18 protein-coding genes are annotated in these 21044 nt (G+C 64.8%); 15 read left to right on the plus strand and 3 right to left on the minus strand.

The genetic code is table 11. The annotated features are described in order from the left end of the window. Positions 1-189: 189 nt before the first annotated feature. A complete protein-coding gene (locus tag AC1ZV1_RS09210; RefSeq protein ID WP_484296438.1) occupies positions 190-1500 on the plus strand; it encodes a phospholipase in 1311 nt (436 codons plus the stop codon). A 58-nt stretch (positions 1501-1558) separates the two neighbouring features. On the opposite strand, the gene AC1ZV1_RS09215 is transcribed toward AC1ZV1_RS09210, so the two are convergent. Continuing rightward, a complete protein-coding gene (locus AC1ZV1_RS09215; protein ID WP_484296439.1) occupies positions 1559-1822 on the minus strand; it encodes a DUF2790 domain-containing protein in 264 nt (87 codons plus the stop codon). Positions 1823-2374: 552 nt separating this feature from the next. Continuing rightward, the gene (locus tag AC1ZV1_RS09220; RefSeq protein ID WP_484296440.1) at positions 2375-4522 is read right to left on the minus strand and encodes an FUSC family protein; all 2148 of its coding nucleotides are present in this window, start codon (positions 4520-4522) and stop codon (positions 2375-2377) included. Positions 4523-4869: 347 nt separating this feature from the next. Here AC1ZV1_RS09220 and AC1ZV1_RS09225 point away from each other — a divergent pair, with 347 nt between their 5' ends. From AC1ZV1_RS09225 to argR, 11 genes are all read left to right on the plus strand, one after another. After that, a complete protein-coding gene (locus tag AC1ZV1_RS09225) occupies positions 4870-5817 on the plus strand; it encodes a LysR family transcriptional regulator (protein ID WP_484296441.1) in 948 nt (315 codons plus the stop codon). Positions 5818-6033: 216 nt separating this feature from the next. Beyond that, positions 6034-7056: a TRAP transporter substrate-binding protein gene (locus AC1ZV1_RS09230; protein ID WP_484297531.1), complete on the plus strand. Its 1023-nt coding sequence runs from the start codon at positions 6034-6036 to the stop codon at positions 7054-7056. A 76-nt stretch (positions 7057-7132) separates the two neighbouring features. Next, positions 7133-7771, plus strand: a complete 639-nt coding sequence (locus AC1ZV1_RS09235; RefSeq protein WP_484296442.1) for a TRAP transporter small permease — start codon at positions 7133-7135, stop codon at positions 7769-7771. Further along, the gene (dctM, locus tag AC1ZV1_RS09240) at positions 7768-9048 is read left to right on the plus strand and encodes a C4-dicarboxylate TRAP transporter large permease protein DctM (protein ID WP_484296443.1); all 1281 of its coding nucleotides are present in this window, start codon (positions 7768-7770) and stop codon (positions 9046-9048) included. The genes AC1ZV1_RS09235 and dctM overlap by 4 nt, the downstream gene beginning before the upstream one ends. A gap of 162 nt (positions 9049-9210) precedes the next feature. Further along, positions 9211-11166: an acetate--CoA ligase gene (gene acs / locus AC1ZV1_RS09245; RefSeq protein ID WP_484296444.1), complete on the plus strand. Its 1956-nt coding sequence runs from the start codon at positions 9211-9213 to the stop codon at positions 11164-11166. Between the two features lie 704 nt (positions 11167-11870). Then, positions 11871-12650, plus strand: coding sequence for an ABC transporter substrate-binding protein (locus AC1ZV1_RS09250; protein WP_484296445.1), 780 nt, complete (start codon positions 11871-11873; stop codon positions 12648-12650). A gap of 140 nt (positions 12651-12790) precedes the next feature. After that, positions 12791-13480 carry an ABC transporter permease gene (locus AC1ZV1_RS09255; RefSeq protein ID WP_484296446.1) on the plus strand — a complete coding sequence of 230 codons (690 nt, stop codon included), beginning with the start codon at positions 12791-12793 and terminating at the stop codon, positions 13478-13480. A gap of 16 nt (positions 13481-13496) precedes the next feature. Continuing rightward, positions 13497-14195: an ABC transporter permease gene (locus tag AC1ZV1_RS09260; RefSeq protein ID WP_017517950.1), complete on the plus strand. Its 699-nt coding sequence runs from the start codon at positions 13497-13499 to the stop codon at positions 14193-14195. Between the two features lie 10 nt (positions 14196-14205). Further along, positions 14206-15318, plus strand: coding sequence for a succinylglutamate desuccinylase/aspartoacylase family protein (locus tag AC1ZV1_RS09265; RefSeq protein ID WP_484296447.1), 1113 nt, complete (start codon positions 14206-14208; stop codon positions 15316-15318). Positions 15319-15335: 17 nt separating this feature from the next. Next, on the plus strand, positions 15336-16100 hold the full coding sequence (aotP, locus tag AC1ZV1_RS09270) for an arginine/ornithine transport ATP-binding protein AotP (RefSeq protein ID WP_015476463.1): 765 nt from the start codon (positions 15336-15338) through the stop codon (positions 16098-16100). Between the two features lie 34 nt (positions 16101-16134). Continuing rightward, the gene (argR, locus tag AC1ZV1_RS09275; protein WP_484296448.1) at positions 16135-17118 is read left to right on the plus strand and encodes a transcriptional regulator ArgR; all 984 of its coding nucleotides are present in this window, start codon (positions 16135-16137) and stop codon (positions 17116-17118) included. A gap of 6 nt (positions 17119-17124) precedes the next feature. On the opposite strand, the gene AC1ZV1_RS09280 is transcribed toward argR, so the two are convergent. Next, on the minus strand, positions 17125-17352 hold the full coding sequence (locus AC1ZV1_RS09280; protein WP_484296449.1) for a hypothetical protein: 228 nt from the start codon (positions 17350-17352) through the stop codon (positions 17125-17127). A 254-nt stretch (positions 17353-17606) separates the two neighbouring features. Between AC1ZV1_RS09280 and AC1ZV1_RS09285 the strand changes: the two genes are divergently transcribed. From AC1ZV1_RS09285 to astA, 3 genes are all read left to right on the plus strand, one after another. Continuing rightward, positions 17607-18827: an aspartate aminotransferase family protein gene (locus AC1ZV1_RS09285; protein ID WP_484296450.1), complete on the plus strand. Its 1221-nt coding sequence runs from the start codon at positions 17607-17609 to the stop codon at positions 18825-18827. Between the two features lie 167 nt (positions 18828-18994). Further along, positions 18995-20011 carry an arginine/ornithine succinyltransferase subunit alpha gene (aruF, locus tag AC1ZV1_RS09290; protein WP_484296452.1) on the plus strand — a complete coding sequence of 339 codons (1017 nt, stop codon included), beginning with the start codon at positions 18995-18997 and terminating at the stop codon, positions 20009-20011. An 11-nt stretch (positions 20012-20022) separates the two neighbouring features. Beyond that, positions 20023-21042 (plus strand): arginine N-succinyltransferase, encoded by a 1020-nt coding sequence (gene astA, locus AC1ZV1_RS09295; protein WP_484296453.1) that lies wholly within the window; start codon positions 20023-20025, stop codon positions 21040-21042. Positions 21043-21044 lie beyond the last annotated feature (2 nt).

The raw sequence follows: 21044 nt of genomic DNA on the forward strand, positions 1-21044 counted from the left end.
GCGCGCAACCGGTGCCTTTCCATGCCGGGCAAGTGTAGTGGCTGGGACGGTTCGTGCCATTGATGATCGTCAGCCGTGGCGTTATCGGTGACACGCGCTGGCAAGCTTCGACAGTGCCGGCGCGGCTGTGGATTGTTAGGCTGCGTCGGAATTTTCCGCATTGCACTGCCAAACAAGAGCGAAGAGCCGATGAAGCGACTTTCCACCTGCCTGCTGGCGGGCTTGCTGGTCCTGCCACAAAGCCTCTGGGCCTGGTCCAATCACACCCTGGGCAGCTACATTGCCCTGCGGCAATTGCCGGCAGTTGCCCAGGCGCCGGAGGTCGAGGTGGAGCCGCTGGAAAGCTTCATCAGCCAGCAGCGCGCCGGCCTGGTGACGTTGCTGGATGAGCAGGAGGCCTATGCTCGCGAGCACTTCCGCCAGTACCCGCCGCGCCCGGACGATCTGCGCCTGACCGAAGATGGTCGCGACGACCCGCGCAAGGCATTCCTCATGGCGCTGCGCCTGAACCCCGAGATCAAGCTGGCGACCGTCGTGCAGCCGCCGCCCGGTGGCGAACTGCCGAGCAGTGAATTGCAGAAGCATGTCGCGTTGCAGCCTTCGGATGTGCTGGTGTTCCGCAACTTGTCCGGCTGGAACCCGTGGCGCTTCGTGCAGTTGCAGGCAGGGGAGAAGATCCCCGCGCTGGACGTGCTGGCCAGCGCCGCCGACGAGCCTGACTTCGGTCATGACATCAACCTGTTCAGCGACAACCCCGGCGAAGCCGGCCAGCGCTATGGCTTCGGCGTGCAGCCGTTTGGCGACCCACGCTACGAGTTCAGCTCGCAGGCGCCGTTCCACATGGGCTTCTACCATGAGGACGCGATCATCTACACCGGCGCCCCGTACCTGGAGCGCAACTGGCCGGAATGGCGCGCCTACCAGTTCTACGGCCTGGCGCGCTTCGCCTTCGAGAAGGGCCATCCGTACTGGGGCTACCGCTTCCTGGGCTGGGCGATGCACTACATCCAGGACATGACCCAGCCCTACCACTCGACGCCACTGCCGGGTGAAACGACCACCAGCATGTTATGGACGGCGGGCAAGTCCATGGCGGGCTTCGATGCCGACAAGCAGGCGGCGATCCAGCGCGTGGCGGACCGGCATACGGGCGTGGAGCGTTATCAGCTGGATTGGCTGCGCGAGACGCTGCGCCTGGGTGGCCAGTCGCCTTTGCTGGCGGCCTACGCCGATGTGAGCACGGATGGCACTTATCCGCCGTATTCGACGGAGTATCTGCGCGAGGTGGTGGCGAGCGAATCCCATGCCCATGCGGCGGCGTTCGACGCGGCGATCGGCCACTGGCTGGACAGCGAGAAAGCACCGGCAGGGGATTTCAGTGCGGGGAACTCACCGGCGCCGTTCCGGCACGATGAGGCATTGGATGAGCAGATTCTGCAATTGATCCGGCATTTCGGGGCGCACAGTCGCAACATCGCGAAGGCGGCCCTGCAGCCGTAGACGGAGAGTGGCATTCCCGCCGGGGCTGCGTGGGCCGCGGCGGGAATGCGCAAATCGCTTAGCCGCCGGAGCAGCCGTTGCCCCACACCTGATATTCGACGGTGTGACGCTGACCCTGGGAGTCTTCGTAGGTCATGCGCGCCGGCACGATGCCGCATTCGTTGGATACGTCGGTGGTCGAGATGACGTGGGCGACGTCCAGTTTCATGTCGTAGGTGTACTGCTCCACGGCCGCGCTTGGTGCCTGGCCGGCGGCGTTCACCTGCTCGGCGAGGGCGAGCGAAGAGAAGCCCAGCATGGCCAGGATGACTACAGCTTTCATGAATTTACCTGCCTTGTTCCCGGAGTCCGGACGTGACGGGCCCGTGACGTTCAGCTCATGGCTGCATCGGGAAGCGTTGGGAAATGATGATGGGTCTTGGGTGGTGTTGCGGCGCGCGCTGTAACAGCACGGAAATAATAGGATTTGCCTGACCTGAGTCATATATCCAGGCGCCAACAAGACTTCGTACTCAGAGGCAACAATCCAGGTGTGGCGTGGGTTTCAGGGGTGGTCTTGCGGCGGGGTGTCGCAGGTCGGAAGCGTTTTCGGCGTGATTGCAGGAAGCATAGGAGCGACGCTGTGCCGCGCGCCGATCTCAGGCATTGCATAACACCGCAGGACTTGGGCGTCGTACATGGAATATCGAGACATGTCGCCGTTGCAGGAGCGGGCCATGCCCGCGATCGCGCGCATGGCCCGCTCCTGCAGGGGAGTGCCGCACTGTTCCGTGCGGTTCGCGAGCAAGCTCGTTCCTACGAAGAGCGGTCCGGCCTATGCCGGAGCTGTAGCAGGGAGGGGGACGCCCAGTTCTTGCTCGCGAACCCGCCGCTCTCAATCGCGCAGCGGCGACTGCGGGTCGAGCAGCGAGGTGCGGATGAAGTGCAGGTAGCTGCACACCCGGCGCAGGGGCGAGGAGTCGAAGTGCGGCGGGCGACGATCATCCGTGGTGCGTGTCGCATGGATGGCGTGCTCCACCGCTGCCAGCGCGCGCTGGCGGTTACTTTCGCTGGGCTGGATGAACAGGCGGATCAGCGCCCGCCCCAGGGCGCGGATCGCGCGGCGCCAGGGCATGCGTTCGGCGTACCAGGGCTCCGTCGGCAGGGCCTCCTGCTCGCGGCGCAATTCGATGATCGACAGGCCGATCTCCTGCACCTGGAAGGTCCAGCGCAGCAGGCGCCGCTGCACGTCCGGGCGGCCCGTGGACAAACCATAGGCCTGGTTCAGCAGGTCGCGCGTGCCACTCTCGAAGTTCGACGACAGGCCCTTCAGCGGATCGCTGATCACCCGCACCACGCGCAGGCGAAGCTCGGCTTCCAGGCGCTCCCACAGCCACGGTCGGTTCGGCGGCAGGATGACGATCGCCGCGACCACGGCCATGCCCATCGACAGCAGCATCGCCAGGTATTCGTTGATGAAGGTGTAGGCGTCGTAGCGCGCCACGTTGGCCGGCAGCGAGGCGATGCAGAACCAGACCAGCAGGCCGACACCGTAGCCGCTCCACTTGGGCCGGGTGATCAGGAAGGCGCCGACGGCGAACACCGGCGAGAGCACGAAGCACAGCAGCGGGAAGCCATCGATATGCGGCAGCACGCGGAAGGTCAGGATGAAGCCCAGCGTGGCGCCGAGCAGCGTGCCGAGGGTCAGTTGCAATGACAGGCGCTTGGGGTTGGGCGAGGCGGAGGAGAGGGCGGCGATCAGTACCGAGGTCAGCGCGAAGGTGGCGCCGCTGAGCCAGGAGGTTTCGATCCAGAACACCCCGCCGACGATCACCAGCAGTGCACAGCGAAAACCGGCGACGGCGGCGGCAAGGGCGTTGGCCTTGGGGGTGAAGCGCTCCTTCCACTGCTCGCGCTCGTGCTTGTGCGCGGCCAGCGAGGCGTGGGTCTGGGCGTAACTGTGCATGTCGTCGGCGAAGCGGTAGAGCAGCTCGGCGGCGGTCTCGAAATCCAGCTGGTCGGCTTCCCTCGGGCAGGTGTGGCCGAGGCTGGCGCGGGCTTCGCGGATGCGCGGCATCAGGTGGTGCTTGCAGAGTTCGAGCTGCACGCTCAGGCGTTCGGCATCCGCTTCGCTCAGCGGCCGACCGTGCCAGCTGGAGAGCAGTTCGCTGACGTCGATCAGGCACGGCATCAGCACTTCCAGTACATTGCTGGCCTGGCGCTCGCGCAGCCGTTCAAGCAGGCGCTGCAGGGCGTGGAAGCGCGTGGTCAGCTGCATGAATTCGCTGTTCAGGCGCGCCAGGCGACCGCTGCGCAGGCGCATGTGCGGGTCTTCGAAGGCGGTGACGTTGCGCAGGCTTTCCAGCCCCACCACTTCGGCGGCGATGCGCGCGCTGGCCTGCTCGAAACGCTCGCGATCCAGCGTGCCGTTGAGCCCGGCACTGGCGAGTCCGGCGAAGTCACCGAAACGGGTGTTCAGCGCGTTGCGCAGCGCGGCGGTGCTGGTCTGCGGCAGGACCACGGCGCTGACCACGCCGGTGCAGAGAATCCCCAGGGTGATCTCGATCACCCGCCACAGCGCCTGCATGAAGGCGCCCTCGGGGTGCAGGGTGGCGGGGATGCCGATCATCACGGCGGTGTAGCCGGCCAGCAGGCAGGCGTAGGCGCGGAAGTCGCGATAGCGCGCCGCACCGGCGGTGCACAGGCCGACCCAGATGGCCACGCAGAGCAGGAACAGCACGCGCTCCTGGGCGAACAGGGCGATGAAGGTGACCATCACCGTGAGCCCGGCGAGCGTGCCGAGGATGCGGTAGAAACTCTTCGCCAGCACCTGGCCGCTCTGCGGCTGCAGCACGATGAAGGCGCTCACCAGCACGGTGTTGGGCTGGGGTAGCTCCAGACGGTAGGCCAGCCACAATGCCGCGAAGGCGGTGATCAACGTCTTGAGGATGAACATCCAGGTGACGCCGTCGGTGTGCGCCCAGTCGGACAGGGCGAAGCGCACCGCGGCGGCCTTGGGCAGGCGCACGGACAGACTGCTCATCAGGCTTATCTCGGCAGGCGGTGGTCGGGCTGGATCGGGTTTTCGGAACCCTGTAGTTGGAAGGTGGAGCGACGGGGTGGAAGCACGTTGCACGAAAGGCGGAGCACGGCTGCTTGTCCTGGGGCGTTGCGGGAGACCGCGTTGGGGAGGGCGATTCTAGAAGTGCGCCGGGGGGCAGGATAAGCTGACGGTTGGATGAATTATTGTTGCCTGAAAGAGCAATAATCCCGTTGCGACAGGTATGCGACAATTCGCCGCCTGTCATGAATCTGTAACAAGGCGTTGCTCGTTCGAGCGCCGTTGCAGAGGCCGCCCGCCGTGGCGTGGACAGGCTCTCAGGAGAAATGATGGACCTGCTGCACAACATGCGTGCTTTCGTCTGTGTCGCCGAGACCGGCAGCTTCACCGCCGCCGCCCAGCGCATGGACCTCACCACCGCCTATGTCTCGCGGACGGTGGCCAAACTCGAAGCGCACCTGCGCACCCGCCTGCTGCATCGCACCACCCGCCGCATCGCCCTCACCGAAGCCGGCCAGCGCTACCTGCAGCGCTGCCAGCAGATCCTCGGCTACATCGAGGAAGCCGAGGCCGAGGCCGGCGACGCCCACGCCCGGCCCCACGGCAAGGTGAAGGTGCATGCGATGACCGGTATCGGCCAGCACTACCTGATCCGCGCGATTTCGCAGTACTGCGAGATCTACCCGGAAGTCACCTTCGACCTGACCCTGGCCAATCGCATCACCGACATCCTCGACGAGGGCTACGACATCTCCGTCGTCATCGCGCAGGAGCTGCCGGACTCGGGCTTCGTCTCCAAGCGCATCGGCAAGACCTACAGCGTGCTCTGTGCTTCGCCCGAGTACGTGGCGCGCCATGGCATGCCGAAGAAGCTCGTCGAGCTGACCGAGCACCGCTGCCTGCGCCTGGTGAACTCGGTGATGTCGCTGGACAAGTGGCTGTTCGATGGTCCCGACGGCCAGGAAATGGTCGGCATCAACCAGACCCACTTCCAGGTCAACACCGCCGACGCCATGACCGAGGCGGTACGTGCCGGCATGGGCATCGGTGCGCTGCCGGTGTACTCCGCCGTGCAGGGCCTGAAGGACGGCAGCCTGGTGCGTGTACTGCCCGACTACAGCCTGTTCCACCTCAACGTCTATGCGCTGTACCCGTCACGCCAGTACCTTGATGCGAAGATCCGCACCTGGGTCGAGTTCCTCCGCGACTGCGTGCCCGGCATGCTCGAGGAACACGAGCGGATGATGCTCGCGCACCGCACGCGACTGCCCGTCTGACGCGGCGCCCCGCCGCCTTGAGCGTGTGAATCCCCCGCACCCGGCCTCTGCCGGGTGTGTTTTTTTTGCGGCCTGCGTTCCGCTCTGTCGAACGCGGCTTTGGGAAAAGACGAATTCTCCGAACGCTGACATTTGCGTCAGTCTCCTCGCGAGCCTGTCGCCAGGCTCACCTCGCAAGCACAAGAACAAATTGAGGGTGACGCGATGTTTGGAACCATGGGGCGGGCGTTGCTCGCCGTCCTGGCGTTGGCCTGCGCTTCTGCCATTCAGGCCGCCGGTGAACCGCAGACTTCCAGTGAGCCGCGGACTTCGAGTGAACCGATAGTGATCAAGTTCGCCCACGTGGTCGCGGAGAACACGCCCAAGGGGCAGGGTGCGCTGATGTTCAAGCGCCTGGCCGAGGAGCGCTTGCCCGGCCGGGTGCGCGTGGAGGTCTACCCGAACTCCTCGCTGTTCGGCGATGGCAAGGAGATGGAGGCGCTGCTGCTGGGCGATGTGCAGATGCTCGCGCCGTCCCTGGCCAAGTTCGAGCAGTACACGAAGAAGGTGCAGATCTTCGACCTGCCGTTCCTCTTCGACGACATCGATGCCGTCGACAACTTCCAGCGCAGCCCGCAGGGCCAGAGCCTGCTGACCAGCATGCAGGGCAAGGGCATCCTCGGACTGGCCTACTGGCACAACGGGATGAAGCAGCTCTCGGCCAACCGTCTGCTGCTCGAACCCGGCGATGCGCGCGGACTGAAGTTCCGTGTGCAGGCCTCCGACGTGCTCAACGAGCAGTTCCGCGAGCTGCGCGCGATCTCCCGCAAGATGTCCTTCGCCGAGGTCTACCAGGGCCTGCAGACCGGCGTGGTGAATGGCACCGAGAACACCTGGTCGAACTACGAGAGTCAGAAGGTCAACGAGGTGCAGAAGTACTTCACCGAGTCCAACCATGGCCTGGTCGACTACATGGTGATCACCAACGCGACGTTCTGGAACGGCCTGCCGCCGGACCTGCGCGCCGAGCTGGAAACGATCATGGCCGAGGTCACCGTGAAGGTGAATCAGGAAGCCGAGCGCCTGAACCGCGACGCCCGCCAGCGCATCCTCGCCAGCGGCACCAGCGAGATCCACCCGCTCACTGCGCAACAGCGCGCCGACTGGCGCGAGGCGATGCAGCCGGTGTGGCAGAAATTCCGCGACAACGTCGGCGCCGATTTCCTCCAGGCCGCCGAAGCTTCCAACCGTTCCCATTGATCCGTCCGACCCCGCCGGCTGGCGGGCGTCGTGGCGATGCCGCGTTGTGGATAATTTTCGTTGTGGAGAACGTTCGATGAATCGATTCGTGCGCGTCTGGAATCACGTCGAGGAGGGCGCCATTGCCTTCCTGCTGGCGGCCATGACGCTGGTGACTTTCGTCTATGTGGTGATGACCAACGTCTTCACCCTGTTCTATGACCTGGGCGACCGCCTGCCGTCGCTGCAGGGGCCGTTCTACGCCATCGGCGACGCGATACTCGGCGTCGCCCAGGACATGTCCTGGAGTAACGCGCTGACCAAGGCGCTGTTCGGCTGGCTGATCTTCTTCGGCATCGCCTATGGCGTGCGCACCGCCGGCCACTTGGGCGTGGATGCGCTGGTGCGACTGACGCCACGCCCGGTGCAGCGCTGCATCGGCGTACTCGCCTGCCTCTGCTGCCTGGGCTACGCCGGGCTGTTCATGGTCGCCAGCTTCGACTGGGTGAAGACCCTGTTCATCGCCGGTATCGGCGCGGAAGACCTCGACCACTTCGGCATCCTCCAGGCGTACATCGCGGTGATCGTGCCCATCGGCTTCGGCCTGGTGGTCCTGCGTTACCTGGAAATCCTCGTCAACCTGTTGCGCGGTCGCCAGCTCGGCCTGGGCCTTGCCGACGAGGCGGCGGAAGCCTCGAAGCTGGCCGGTGAAGAAGCCGCGGAGAGCCGTCCATGACCGTGATGATCCTGTTCCTCCTGCTGTTCGTCTTCATGTTCATCGGTGTGCCCATCGCCATTTCCCTGGGCCTGTCCGGCGCACTGACGATCCTGCTGTTCAGTCCGGATTCGGTGCGTTCGCTGGCGATCAAGCTGTTCGAGACCTCCGAGGCCTACACGCTGCTGGCGATCCCGTTCTTCCTGCTCTCCGGCGCCTTCATGACTACCGGCGGCGTGGCTCGCCGCCTGATCGACTTCGCCAACGCCTGCGTCGGCCACATTCGGGGTGGACTGGCGATCGCGGCGGTGCTGGCGTGCATGCTGTTCGCCGCGCTGTCCGGTTCCTCGCCAGCGACCGTGGCGGCCGTGGGCTCGATCGCCGTGGCCGGCATGGTGCGTTCGGGATACCCCCGCGAGTTCGGCGCCGGGATCATCTGCAACGCCGGCACCCTGGGCATCCTGATCCCGCCGTCGATCGTCATGGTGGTGTACTCCGCCGCCACCGAGACCTCGGTGGGCAAGCTGTTCGTCGCCGGCGTGGTGCCGGGCCTGCTGCTGGGCGTAATCCTGATGGTGGTGATCTACATCGTCGCGCGGGTGAAGAAGCTCCCGGCGCAGCCGCGCGCCAGCCTGCGTGAATGGTTGTCCGCCGCGCGCCGTGCCGGCTGGGGACTGTTGCTGCTGGTGATCATCCTCGGCGGCATCTACTCCGGGCTGTTCACGCCGACTGAAGCGGCGGCGGTCGCAGCGGTCTACTCGGCCTTCGTCGCGCTGTTCGTCTACAAGGACATGCGCCTGCGCGATTGCCCCAAGGTGCTGGTGGAGTCCGGCCGGCTGAGCATCATGCTGATGTTCATCATCGCCAACGCCATGCTCTTCGCCCACGTGCTGACCACCGAGCAGATCCCCCAGCAGATCACCGAGTGGGTGATGCAGGAGGGGCTGACGCCGATCGGCTTCCTGCTGATGGTCAACGTGGTGCTGCTGGTGGCCGGCAGCTTCATGGAACCGTCGGCCATCGTGCTGATCCTCGCACCGATCTTCTTCCCCATCGCCATGCGCCTGGGCATCGACCCGATCCACCTGGGGATCGTCATGGTGGTGAACATGGAGATCGGCCTGGTGCACCCGCCGGTGGGGCTCAACCTGTTCGTCACCTCAGCGGTCACCGGCCTGCCGCTGGGCTCGACCATCCGCGCGGCACTGCCGTGGCTGATGATCCTGCTGCTGTTCCTGATCCTGGTGACCTACGTGCCCTACATTTCCCTTGCGCTGCCCCACGCCCTTGGTATGTGACAGGTTGTCGCGGCCCCGTGAGTCCATTGCCAAAACAACGGCTTATGGGGCTCATCACTACGACTAACGATTGGTAAGACCATGGTCGTATGGTTCGGGGAAGGGTGTCGCCGTTACAACTGAGGCCAACAAAAACAACACTCTTCACCGAGGTAAAACGCCATGACTGCGGCATCCGTGTACCCCGTGCGTCCCGAAGTGGCCGCGACCACTCTGACCGACGAGGCCACCTACAAGAAGCTGTACCAGCAGTCGGTGGTCAACCCCGACGGCTTCTGGCGCGAACAGGCCCAGCGCATCGACTGGATCAAGCCGTTCACCAAGGTCAAGCAGACCTCCTTCGATGACCATCACGTGGACATCAAGTGGTTTGCCGACGGCACCCTGAACCTCTCCTACAACTGCCTCGACCGCCACCTGGCCGAGCGCGGCGACCAGCTCGCCATCATCTGGGAAGGCGACGATCCTTCCGAGCACAAGGAAATCACCTACCGCGAACTGCACGAGCAGGTCTGCAAGTTCGCCAACGCCCTGCGCGGCCAGGACGTGCACCGTGGCGACGTGGTGACCATCTACATGCCGATGATCCCGGAGGCCGTGGTCGCCATGCTGGCCTGCGCCCGCATCGGTGCGATCCACTCCGTGGTGTTCGGCGGCTTCTCTCCCGAAGCCCTGGCCGGCCGCATCATCGACTGCCGTTCCAAGGTCGTGATCACTGCCGACGAAGGTCTGCGCGGCGGCAAGAAGACCCCGCTCAAGGCCAACGTCGACGACGCGCTGACCAACCCGGAAACCAACAGCGTGCAGAAGATCATCGTCTGCAAGCGCACCGGCTCCCCGATCAAGTGGAACCAGCACCGCGACGTGTGGTTCGAGGACCTGATGAAGGTCGCCGGCTCCACCTGCGCGCCGAAGGAAATGGGTGCCGAGGATCCGCTGTTCATCCTCTACACCTCCGGCTCCACCGGCAAACCCAAGGGTGTGCTGCACACCACCGGCGGCTACCTGGTCTACGCCTCGCTGACCCATGAGCGCGTGTTCGACTACCGTTCGGGCGAAGTCTTCTGGTGCACCGCCGACATCGGCTGGGTCACCGGTCACACCTACGTCGTCTACGGCCCGCTGGCCAACGGCGCGACCACCGTGCTGTTCGAGGGCGTGCCGAACTATCCGGACATCTCCCGCGTCGCCAAGATCGTCGACAAGCACAAGGTCAACATCCTCTACACCGCACCGACCGCGATTCGCGCCATGATGGCCGAGGGCAAGGCCGCGGTCGAAGGCGCCGACGGCTCCAGCCTGCGCCTGCTGGGTTCGGTGGGCGAGCCGATCAACCCGGAAGCCTGGCAGTGGTACTACGAGACCGTCGGCCAGTCGCGCTGCCCGATCGTCGACACCTGGTGGCAGACCGAAACCGGCGCCTGCCTGATGACCCCGCTGCCGGGCGCTCACGGCCTGAAGCCGGGCTCCGCTGCCAAGCCGTTCTTCGGCGTGGTGCCGGCGCTGGTGGATAACCTGGGCAACATCCTGGAAGGGGCCACCGAGGGCAACCTGGTGATCCTCGACTCCTGGCCGGGCCAGGCGCGCACCCTGTACGGCGACCACGACCGCTACGTGGACACCTACTTCAAGACCTTCAAGGGCATGTACTTCACCGGCGACGGCGCCCGTCGCGACGAGGATGGCTACTACTGGATCACCGGTCGCGTGGACGACGTGCTGAACGTCTCCGGCCACCGCATGGGCACCGCCGAGATCGAAAGCGCCCTCGTCGCACACCCGAAAGTGGCCGAGGCTGCCGTGGTTGGCGTACCGCACGACATCAAGGGGCAGGGCATCTATGTCTACGTCACCCTGAATGCCGGTGAGGAAAGCAACGAGCAACTGCGCCAGGAGCTGCGTGCCTGGGTGCGCAAGGAAATCGGCCCGATCGCTACCCCGGACGTGATCCAATGGGCGCCCGGCCTGCCGAAGACCCGCTCGGGCAAGATCATGCGCCGCATCCTGCGCAAGATTGCCACGGCCGAGTACGATTCGCTGGGTGACATCTCCACCCTGGCCGATCCGGGTGTGGTGCAGCACCTGATCGACACGCACCAGGCCATGCGCGCGGCCTGATCCGCCGCCTGCCGAAAAAAACGCCCCGCTTGCCGGGGCGTTTTTCATTTCTGCTCTTTTATACGCCGAAGCCGTCGCGAAGCACGAACGTAGGATGGCGTGGAGCGCAGCGATACCCATCAGTTCCGGCCACGGTGGGGTGCGGTTCGCGAGCAAGGGCCAGGCGTCCCCCCTCGGTTCTACGAAGTGCACTCCGGCGTTTGGCTGGGCTGTACGAGCGAGCAGATCGTCAGAGTGAGCCCTGACTGCGATCACTCGCTCCTACAGTGTGTTTCCCTCCCGTCGGTAACATTTCCCCGCGACAAAATGAGGCGCCAGGAAACATTTTGCACGCCTGTGGTGCGTCTTTTCTGTCCGCTCGGAATGAGTCAATATCGCGCACCCCGCGTGGAGCCTGATATTGGATATTTGTGGCCCGATTACTGCAGGTAAAATGGGTTTTACTATCCGCTTTCAGATCACGTAAACTCCGCGCCGTCAAGCCGCCGGGGCTCCGTCTCCAGCGCTTCTATAATTACTTGTCGCATTGAAGAAATAACCGCTCCGGGGCTGTCGCTAGAATGCCGCTCACCCCGGTAGGCGCGCTTTTCACAAGAATCGCGCCGGCAATGCGCAGACGAACAATAACCTTCACTTCTGCACGGGCAGCCTGGGCCAACCCCTTTCTCCTGCCAATCGAAGTCCTACCCTCGAAGGAGTTACTGATGAAGAAGTTTGCACTTCTCGGTGCGCTGGCCCTGTCCGCGCTGTCCCTGGTTGCCCACGCTGACGACAAGCCGGTCCGCATCGGCATCGAAGCCGGTTATCCGCCGTTCTCCTTCAAGACTCCAGACGGCAAGCTCGCCGGTTTCGACGTGGATATCGGCAATGCCCTGTGCGAAGAGATGAAGGTCAAGTGCACCTGGGTCGAGCAGGAGTTCGACGGCCTGATCCCGGCGCTGAAGGTTCGCAAGATCGACGCCATCCTCTCGTCCATGACCATCACCGACGAGCGCAAGAAGTCCGTCGACTTCACCAACAAGTACTACCACACCCCCGCGCGCTTCGTGATGAAGCAGGGCGTGACCCTGAACGATCCGCTGGCGGACCTGAAGGGCAAGAAGGTCGGTGTGCTGCGCGCCTCCACCCATGACCGCTACGCCACCGACGTGCTGGCTCCGGCCGGCATCGAAGTCGTGCGCTACAACTCCCAGAACGAAGCCAACATGGACCTGGTCTCCGGCCGCCTCGACGCGACCATGGCCGACTCGGTCAACCTCGACGACGGCTTCCTGAAAACCGACGCCGGCAAGGGCTACGCCTTCGTCGGTCCGGAATACAACGATCCGAAGTACTTCGGTGGTGGCGCCGGCATCGCCGTGCGCAAGGGTGATACCGCCCTGGCCGAGAAATTCAACGCGGCCATCGCCGGCATCCGTGCCAACGGCAAGTACAGGCAAGTACAGGACAAGTACTTCAAGTTCGACGTCTACGGCGAGAACTGATCCACGTCCAGAAGTGGCGCAAACCCAGGCCTGTTCCTGAAGTTTGTGCCACTTTTTTATTGGGGGTGAGCCTGCAATCGTGCTCGCCCTGAGCGTCCGTGTCGTTGCGGGCGGCGTCCGGTTTCACGAGGTACGAAATTATGCTCAATGGCTACGGAGCCACCATCGTCGATGGTGCCTGGCTGACGCTTCAGCTGTCCCTGCTGTCGATGGCCCTGGCGATCGCGCTGGGCCTGCTCGGTGCGGCCATCCGCCTGTCGCCGGTGAAATGGCTGGCCTGGTGCGGCGACCTCTATGCCACCGTGATTCGTGGCGTGCCGGACCTGGTGTTGATCCTGCTGATCTTCTATGGCGGCCAGGCCGCGGTGAACTGGGTCGCGCCGATGGTCGGCTATGAGGACTACATCGACCTCAACCCCTTCGCCTCCGGTGTCGGCACTTTGGGCTTCATCTTCGGTGCCTACCTGTCCGAGACCTTCCGTGGCGCCTTCATGGCCATTCCCAAAGGGCAGGGCGAGGCCGGCTTCGCCTATGGCATGAGCCCGCTGCAGGTGTTCTTCCGCATCCAGGTGCCGCAGATGATCCGCCTGGCCATCCCCGGTTTCACCAATAACTGGCTGGTGCTGGTCAAGGCTACCGCCCTGATCTCCGTGGTCGGTCTGCAGGACATGATGTTCAAGGCCAAGCAGGCCTCGGACGCCACCCGCGAACCCTTTACCTACTTCCTCGCCGTGGCGGCGTTGTACCTGGCGGTCACCACCGTCTCCCTGGTACTGCTGCGCATGCTCGAACGCCGCTATTCGGTCGGCGTGAAAGTCGCCGAGCTTTGAGACCGGGAGCCCTCGAATGATCTTTGATTTTTCCGTCATCTGGGACAGCCTGCCGCTCTACTTCAGCGGCTTGCTGGTGACCCTCAAGCTACTGGCGATCTCGCTGTTCTTCGGCCTCGTGGCGGCGGTGCCGCTGGCGCTGATGCGCTGCTCGAAGAACCCGGCGGTGAACCTGCCGGCCTGGCTATACACCTACGTGATCCGCGGCACCCCGATGCTGGTGCAGCTGTTCCTCATCTACTACGGCCTGGCGCAGTTCGAGTTCGTGCGTGAAAGCGCCATGTGGCCGCTGCTGTCCAACGCCACCTTCTGCGCCTGCGCCGCGTTCGCCATCAACACCAGCGCCTACACCGCCGAGATCCTCGCCGGCAGCATCCGCGCCACGCCGCACGGCGAGATCGAAGCCGCCAAGGCCATGGGCATGTCGCGGATCAAGATGTACCGCCGCATCCTGCTGCCCTCGGCGCTGCGCCGCGCGCTGCCGCAGTACAGCAACGAAGTGATCATGATGCTGCAGACCACCAGCCTGGCGTCCATCGTGACCCTGGTGGACATCACCGGCGCCGCGCGCACCGTGTACTCGCAGTACTACCTGCCGTTCGAGGCGTTCATCACCGCCGGCATCTTCTACCTGATCATGACCTTCACCCTGGTGCGCCTGTTCAAGCTGGCCGAGCGCCGCTGGCTGGCCTATCTCGCGCCGCGCAAGCACTGAGGAAAAGACCGTGGAACGTATCGATCATCTGTTGCCGTGGAGCAGCCTGGGTAGCGAGCGCCGACTGAGCGTGTTCCGCTACGGCAAGGGCTCGCGCAAGGTCTACATCCAGTCCAGCCTGCATGCCGACGAGCTGCCGGGCATGCGCACCGCCTGGGAACTCAAGCAGCGCCTGGCCGACCTGGAATCGCGCGGTCAACTGAACTGCGTCGTCGAACTGGTACCGGTGGCCAACCCCATCGGCCTGGGTCAGACCCTGCAGGCCAGTCACCTGGGGCGTTTCGAGTTCGGCAGCGGGAAGAACTTCAACCGTGATTTCGTCGAGCTGTCGGCCCTGGTCGCCGAGCGCGTCGGCGACCAGCTGGGCACCGCTGAAGCCGCCAACGTCGAGCTGATCCGTCAGGCCATGCGTGACGGCCTCGATGCGCTGCCGCCGGCGTCGTCCGAGCTGCAGGGCATGCAGCGCATCCTGCTGCGCCACGCCTGCGACGCCGACGTGGTGCTCGACCTGCACTGCGACTTCGACGCCGCCATCCACGTCTATGCGATTCCGCAGCACTGGCCGCGCTGGAAATCCCTGGCCGCACGCCTGAAGGCCGGCGTGGCGCTGCTCGCCGAAGATTCCGGCGGCAGTTCCTTCGACGAATCCTGCTCGCTGCCCTGGCTGCGCCTGGCGCAGGCCTTCCCGCAGGCGGCGATTCCGCTGGCGTGCCTGGCGACCACCGTCGAACTGGGCGGCGTAGGCGATACCCGCGTCGATCAGGCGCAGGACAATTGCGAAGCCATCCTCGGCTTCCTGGCCGAGCAGGGCCTGATCGCCGGCAACTGGCCGGCGGCCCCGGCCGAGTGCTGCGAAGGCATGCCCTTCGAAGGCACCGAATACCTCTATGCACCCCACGTTGGCGTAGTGAGTTTCCTGCGCAAGGCGGGGGAGTGGGTGGAGAAGGGCGACCCGCTGTTCGAGGTGGTCGACCCGCTGAACGACCAGGTCAGCACCGTTCGCGCCGGTACTTCCGGCGTGCTGTTCGCCATCGAGCGTGGGCGTTATGCCCAGCCAGGGCTTTGGCTGGCCAAGGTGGCCGGGCGTGAGCCGTTCCGCAAGGGCCGGCTGATCAACGACTGAATTCGAGAACCGACACCATGTACAAACTGGAAATCCAGGACCTGCACAAGCGCTACGGCACCCACGAGGTGCTCAAAGGCGTCTCCCTGGCGGCGAAGGCGGGCGACGTGATCAGCATCATCGGCTCCTCCGGCTCGGGCAAGAGTACCTTCCTGCGCTGCATCAACCTGCTGGAGCAGCCCCACGCCGGCAAGATCCTGCTCAACGGCGAAGAGCTCAAGCTCGTGCCGAACAAGGACGGCGCGCTCAAGGCTGCCGACGCCAAGCAGTTGCAGCGCATGCGCTCGCGCCTGTCGATGGTGTTCCAGCACTTCAACCTGTGGTCGCACATGAGCGCCCTGGAAAACGTCATCGAGGCGCCGGTCCACGTACTGGGCGTGTCGAAGAAAGAAGCGCTGGAGAAGGCCGAGCACTACCTGGCGAAAGTCGGCGTGGCGCACCGCAAGGATGCCTATCCCGCGCACATGTCCGGTGGTGAACAGCAGCGCGTGGCCATTGCCCGTGCGCTGGCGGTCGAGCCGGAAGTCATGCTGTTCGACGAACCGACCTCGGCGCTCGACCCCGAGCTGGTCGGCGAAGTCCTGCGCGTGATGCAGGACCTGGCCCAGGAAGGCCGCACCATGGTGGTGGTGACCCACGAGATGGGCTTCGCCCGCGAGGTTTCCAACCAGCTGGTGTTCCTGCACAAGGGCCTGGTGGAAGAGGCGGGCTGCCCGAAGGAAGTCCTGGCCAATCCGCAATCCGAACGCCTCAAGCAGTTCCTTTCCGGCAGCTTGAAGTAAGCTGTCCGTTACAGTCGCCTGGTGACCTGACCGCATGACCGCACAACGCATCGGATTCCTCCTCTGGCCGCACACGCGGGCGCTGACCCTCGGTCTGGCCGAGGAGGCCTTGCGGGTCGCCCGCCGGCTGCACCCCGAGGCGCTCTACGAACCGGTGTTCATGAGTGCCGAGCCGGTGGCCGAGGCCGATGGCTGGCGCCTGCCGGGCCAGGCCTGGAACGGCGTGCTGGAGCAGTGCCAGCGCATCTTCCTGGTGGCCGACGAGGTTCCGCAGGCAGTCTCCGCGCCGCTGGCCAGCGCGCTCAAGCAGCTCTCGCGCAGCGGCGTCAGCATCGGCGCGTTGTCCGCTGGTATCTACCCGCTGGCGCAGCTGGGCCTGCTCGACGGCTACCGCGCCGCCGTGCACTGGCGCTGGCACGACGACTTCACCGAGCGTTACCCCAAGGTCATCGCCACCAACCACCTGTTCGAATGGGACCGTGATCGCCTGAGCGCCTGTGGCGGCATGGCGGTGCTGGACCTGCTGCTGGCCGTGCTGTCCCGCGACCATGGCGCCGAACTGGCCGGTGCGGTCTCCGAGGAGCTGGTGGTGGAGCGCATCCGCGAAGGCTCCGAACGCCAGCGCATCCCGCTGAAGAACCGTCTCGGCTCCAGCCACCCGAAGCTCACCCAGGCGGTGCTGCTGATGGAGGCGAACATCGAGGAGCCGCTGACCACCGACGAGATCGCCCAGCATGTGTGCGTCTCGCGCCGCCAGCTGGAGCGTATCTTCAAGCAGTACCTGACCCGCGTGCCCAGCCAGTACTACCTGGAGCTACGCCTGAACCGCGCGCGGCAGATGCTCATGCAGACCAGCAAGTCGATCATCCAGATCGGCCTGTCCTGCGGCTTCTCCAGTGGCCCGCACTTCTCCAGCGCCTACCGCAACTTCTTCGGCGTGACCCCGCGCGAAGACCGCAACCAGCGCCGCGGGCAGGGCGTTGCCGAAGCCGTTCCGGTGATTGCCGAGCACGGCTGATCCGGCCTACGGTACGAAATCGCCTAACTCCGCCCGTGCCGTGGGGATGAGGGCCTCGAGAACTTCCAGCGGAACGTCTTGCTGGAACAGATTCACGACGTACCGCTTGTTTTCATCGTCCCGGAATATTTCCAGAATCGGCACATTGTTGATGCAGCACTCCAGTCCCAGTCCGTCTCGTGGATTTACGTCGGAGGCGAATTGAATCCCGTATTCGATTCCATTGATCAGCATGGTTTTTCCATCTGTAGGTAGCGAGTGTTAGCTTGGCAGTTGGAGCGCGGCAGATTTTCTCGTGCCGCACGTATTCCAGCTTCGCCGCAAGCCTTACACTGCGCCTTCCCGACGCTTTCTGTCGCATTTCCGTAAGCCTCGGCAATTCGCGGGTTGGCGCTATAAGAAGTTGTCGCATGGCGGCAATGACGGCCCGCTGTTCGTCCCTACAATCCATTCATCGATAGCCGCCTCAACCAGGCAGGAGAACACCGATGTCCGCTCCGCACGCTCAGGTCCAACGCTCCGACTTCGACCAGGTCATGGTTCCCAACTATTCGCCGGCTGCCTTCATTCCGGTGCGTGGCCAGGGTTCCCGAGTCTGGGATCAGAGCGGCCGAGAGCTGGTGGACTTCGCTGGCGGCATCGCGGTCAGCTCCCTGGGGCATACCCATCCGGCGCTGATGCAGGCGCTGACCGAGCAGGCCGGCAAGATCTGGCACGTCTCCAACGTCTTCACCAACGAGCCGGCCCTGCGCCTGGCCAAGAAGCTGATCGACGCCACCTTCGCCGAGCGCGTGTTCTTCGCCAACTCCGGCGCCGAGGCCAACGAGGCCGCGCTCAAGCTGGCGCGTCGCTACGCCCACGACGTCCATGGCCCCGAGAAGTACGAGATCATCTCGATGGTCAACAGCTTCCATGGCCGTACCCTGTTCACCGTCAACGTCGGTGGCCAGGCCAAGTACTCCGATGGTTTCGGCCCGAAGGTCGAGGGCATTACGCACATCCCGTTCAACGACCTGGAAGCCCTGAAGGCGGCCATCTCCGACAAGACCTGCGCCGTGATCATCGAGCCGGTGCAGGGCGAGAGCGGCGTGCTGCCGGCGGACAAGGCCTACCTGGAAGGCGTGCGCAAGCTGTGCGACGAGAACAACGCGCTGCTGATCTTCGATGAAGTGCAGAGCGGCTTCGGTCGTATCGGCTACCTCTACGCCCACCAGTACTACGGCGTGAACCCGGACATCCTCTCCAGCGCAAAGGGCCTGGGCGGCGGCTTCCCGATCGGCGCCATGCTGACCACCGCGAAGATCGCCGAGCACCTGGTCGTCGGCACCCACGGCACTACCTACGGCGGCAACCCGCTGGCGTGCGCCGTCGCCGGTGCGGCCTTCGACGTGATCAACACCCCGGAAGTGCTCGAAGGCGTGAAGGCCAAACATGAACGCTTCAAGGTCCGCCTGGAGAAGATCGCCGCCGAGTACGGCATCTTCACCCAGGTACGCGGCATGGGCATGCTGATCGGTGCGGTGCTCAACGATGCCTTCAAGGGCAAGGCCAAGGACGTGCTCAACGCCGCCGAGAAGGAAGGCGTGATGGTCCTGCAGGCCGGTCCGGACGTGGTGCGCTTCGCGCCCAGCCTGGTGATCCCGGACGCCGACATCGACGAAGGCCTGGATCGCCTCGAGCGCGCCATCGCCAAGCTGACCCGCGGCTGATCCCCCGGCTACGCTGAATCGGCGAGGCCCGCGCTTCGCCGCTCAACCGGCCGGATCGTCCCGGCCGGTTTCCGAAAATGCCCTGATGAGCGCGGCACAGGCTGTGTCGCGCCCGCGAATCAGAAACCAAGAATCACGAACTTTTGTCTGGTTAGAGGAGTGACGCCATGCTGGTGATGCGCCCCGCCCAAGTGGCCGACCTGCAGCAAGTGCAGCGTCTCGCCGCGGACAGCCCGATCGGCGTCACGTCGCTGCCGGATGACGCGGAACGTCTGCGCGAGAAGATCCTCGCTTCGGAGGCTTCGTTCGCCGCCGAGGTGAGTTTCAACGGTGAAGAAAGCTATTTCTTCGTGCTCGAAGACAGCAAGACCGGCCGCCTGGTCGGCTGCTCGGCTATCGTCGCCTCGGCCGGCTTCTCCGAACCGTTCTACAGCTTCCGCAACGAGACCTTCGTGCACGCTTCCCGCGAGCTGAAGATCCACAACAAGATCCACGTTCTGTCGCTGTGCCATGACCTTACCGGCAACAGCCTGCTGACCAGCTTCTACGTCGAGCGCGACCTGGTGAACACGCCGATCGCCGAGCTCAACTCCCGTGGCCGCCTGCTGTTCATGGCCAGCCATCCGGAGCGCTTCGCCGACGCAGTGGTGGTGGAGATCGTCGGCTACAGCGACGACCAGGGCCAGTCGCCGTTCTGGAACGCCATCGGGCGCAACTTCTTCGACCTCGACTACACCGAGGCCGAGAAGCTATCCGGGCTGAAGAGCCGGACCTTCCTCGCCGAACTGATGCCGCACTACCCGATCTACGTGCCGCTGCTGCCGGACGACGCGCAGGAAGCCATGGGCCAGGTTCACCCGCGTGCGCAGATCACCTTCGACATCCTGATGCGCGACGGTTTCGAGTCCGACAACTACGTCGACATCTTCGACGGCGGCCCCGCACTGCATGCGCGTACCAGCAGCATCCGCTCCATCGCGCAGAGCCGGCAGGTGCCGGTGCGCATCGGCGAAGGCGGCAAGGGCAACCGCGGCTACCTCGTCACCAATGGTCAGCTGCAGGACTTCCGTGCTGTCGTTGCCGAACTCGACTGGGTGCCGGGCAAGCCCGTCACCCTGAACCAGGAAACCGCCGATGCCCTGGGCATCGGCGAGGGCGCCAGCGTGCGCCTGGTTGCGATCTGAGGGGAGAGAGCATGATCGTCCGTCCCGTAACCAGCGCCGACCTGCCGGCTCTCTTTGACCTGGCGCGCAGCACCGGCACCGGTCTCACCACGCTGCCGGCCAACGAGCAGCGCCTGCAACACCGCGTGAACTGGGCCGAGAAGGCCTTCCGTGGTGAAGCCGAGCGCGCCGACGCCGACTACCTGTTCGTCCTCGAAGACGATAGCGGCAAGGTCGTGGGTATCTCCGCCGTGGCCGGCGCCGTCGGCCTGCGTGAGCCCTGGTACAACTACCGCGTCGGCCTCACCGTCAGCGCCTCCCAGGAGCTGGGCATCCACCGCGAGATCCCCACGCTGTTCCTGGCCAACGACCTCACCGGGCAGTCCGAGCTGTGCTCGCTGTTCCTGCATGCCGACCACCGCGCGGGCCTGAACGGCCGGCTGCTGTCCAAGGCGCGCTTCCTGTTCATTGCCGAGTTCCGCGAACTGTTCGGTGACAAGGTGATTGCCGAGATGCGCGGCATGTCCGACGCTGCCGGGCACTCGCCGTTCTGGGAAAGCCTGGGTCGGCATTTCTTCAAGATGGAGTTCAGCCAGGCTGACTACCTGACCGGTGTGGGCAACAAGGCCTTCATTGCCGAGCTGATGCCCAAGTTCCCCCTTTATAGCTGCTTCCTCTCCGAGGACGCGCGTGAGGTGATCGGCCGGGTCCACCCGGACACCGAGCCGGCGCTGGCCATGCTCAAGGCCGAGGGCTTCAGCTACCAGGGTTACGTCGACATCTTCGACGCCGGCCCCGCCATCGAGGCGCCGACCGAGAAGATTCGCGCCATCGCCGACAGTCAGAACCTCGTGCTGGCCATTGGCACGCCGGGCGACGACGCCGAGCCCTACCTGATCCACAACCGCAAGCGCGAGGAATGCCGCATCACCGCGGCCCCGGCGCGCCTGGCCGCCGGCTCGCTGGTGGTCGATGCGCAGACCGCCAAGCGCCTGCGTCTGTCCGCCGGGGCTTCGGTCCGCGCGGTGCCCCTCTCCGGAAAACGCAACTGACG

The organism is Pseudomonas sp. BB438 (assembly GCF_057180225.1).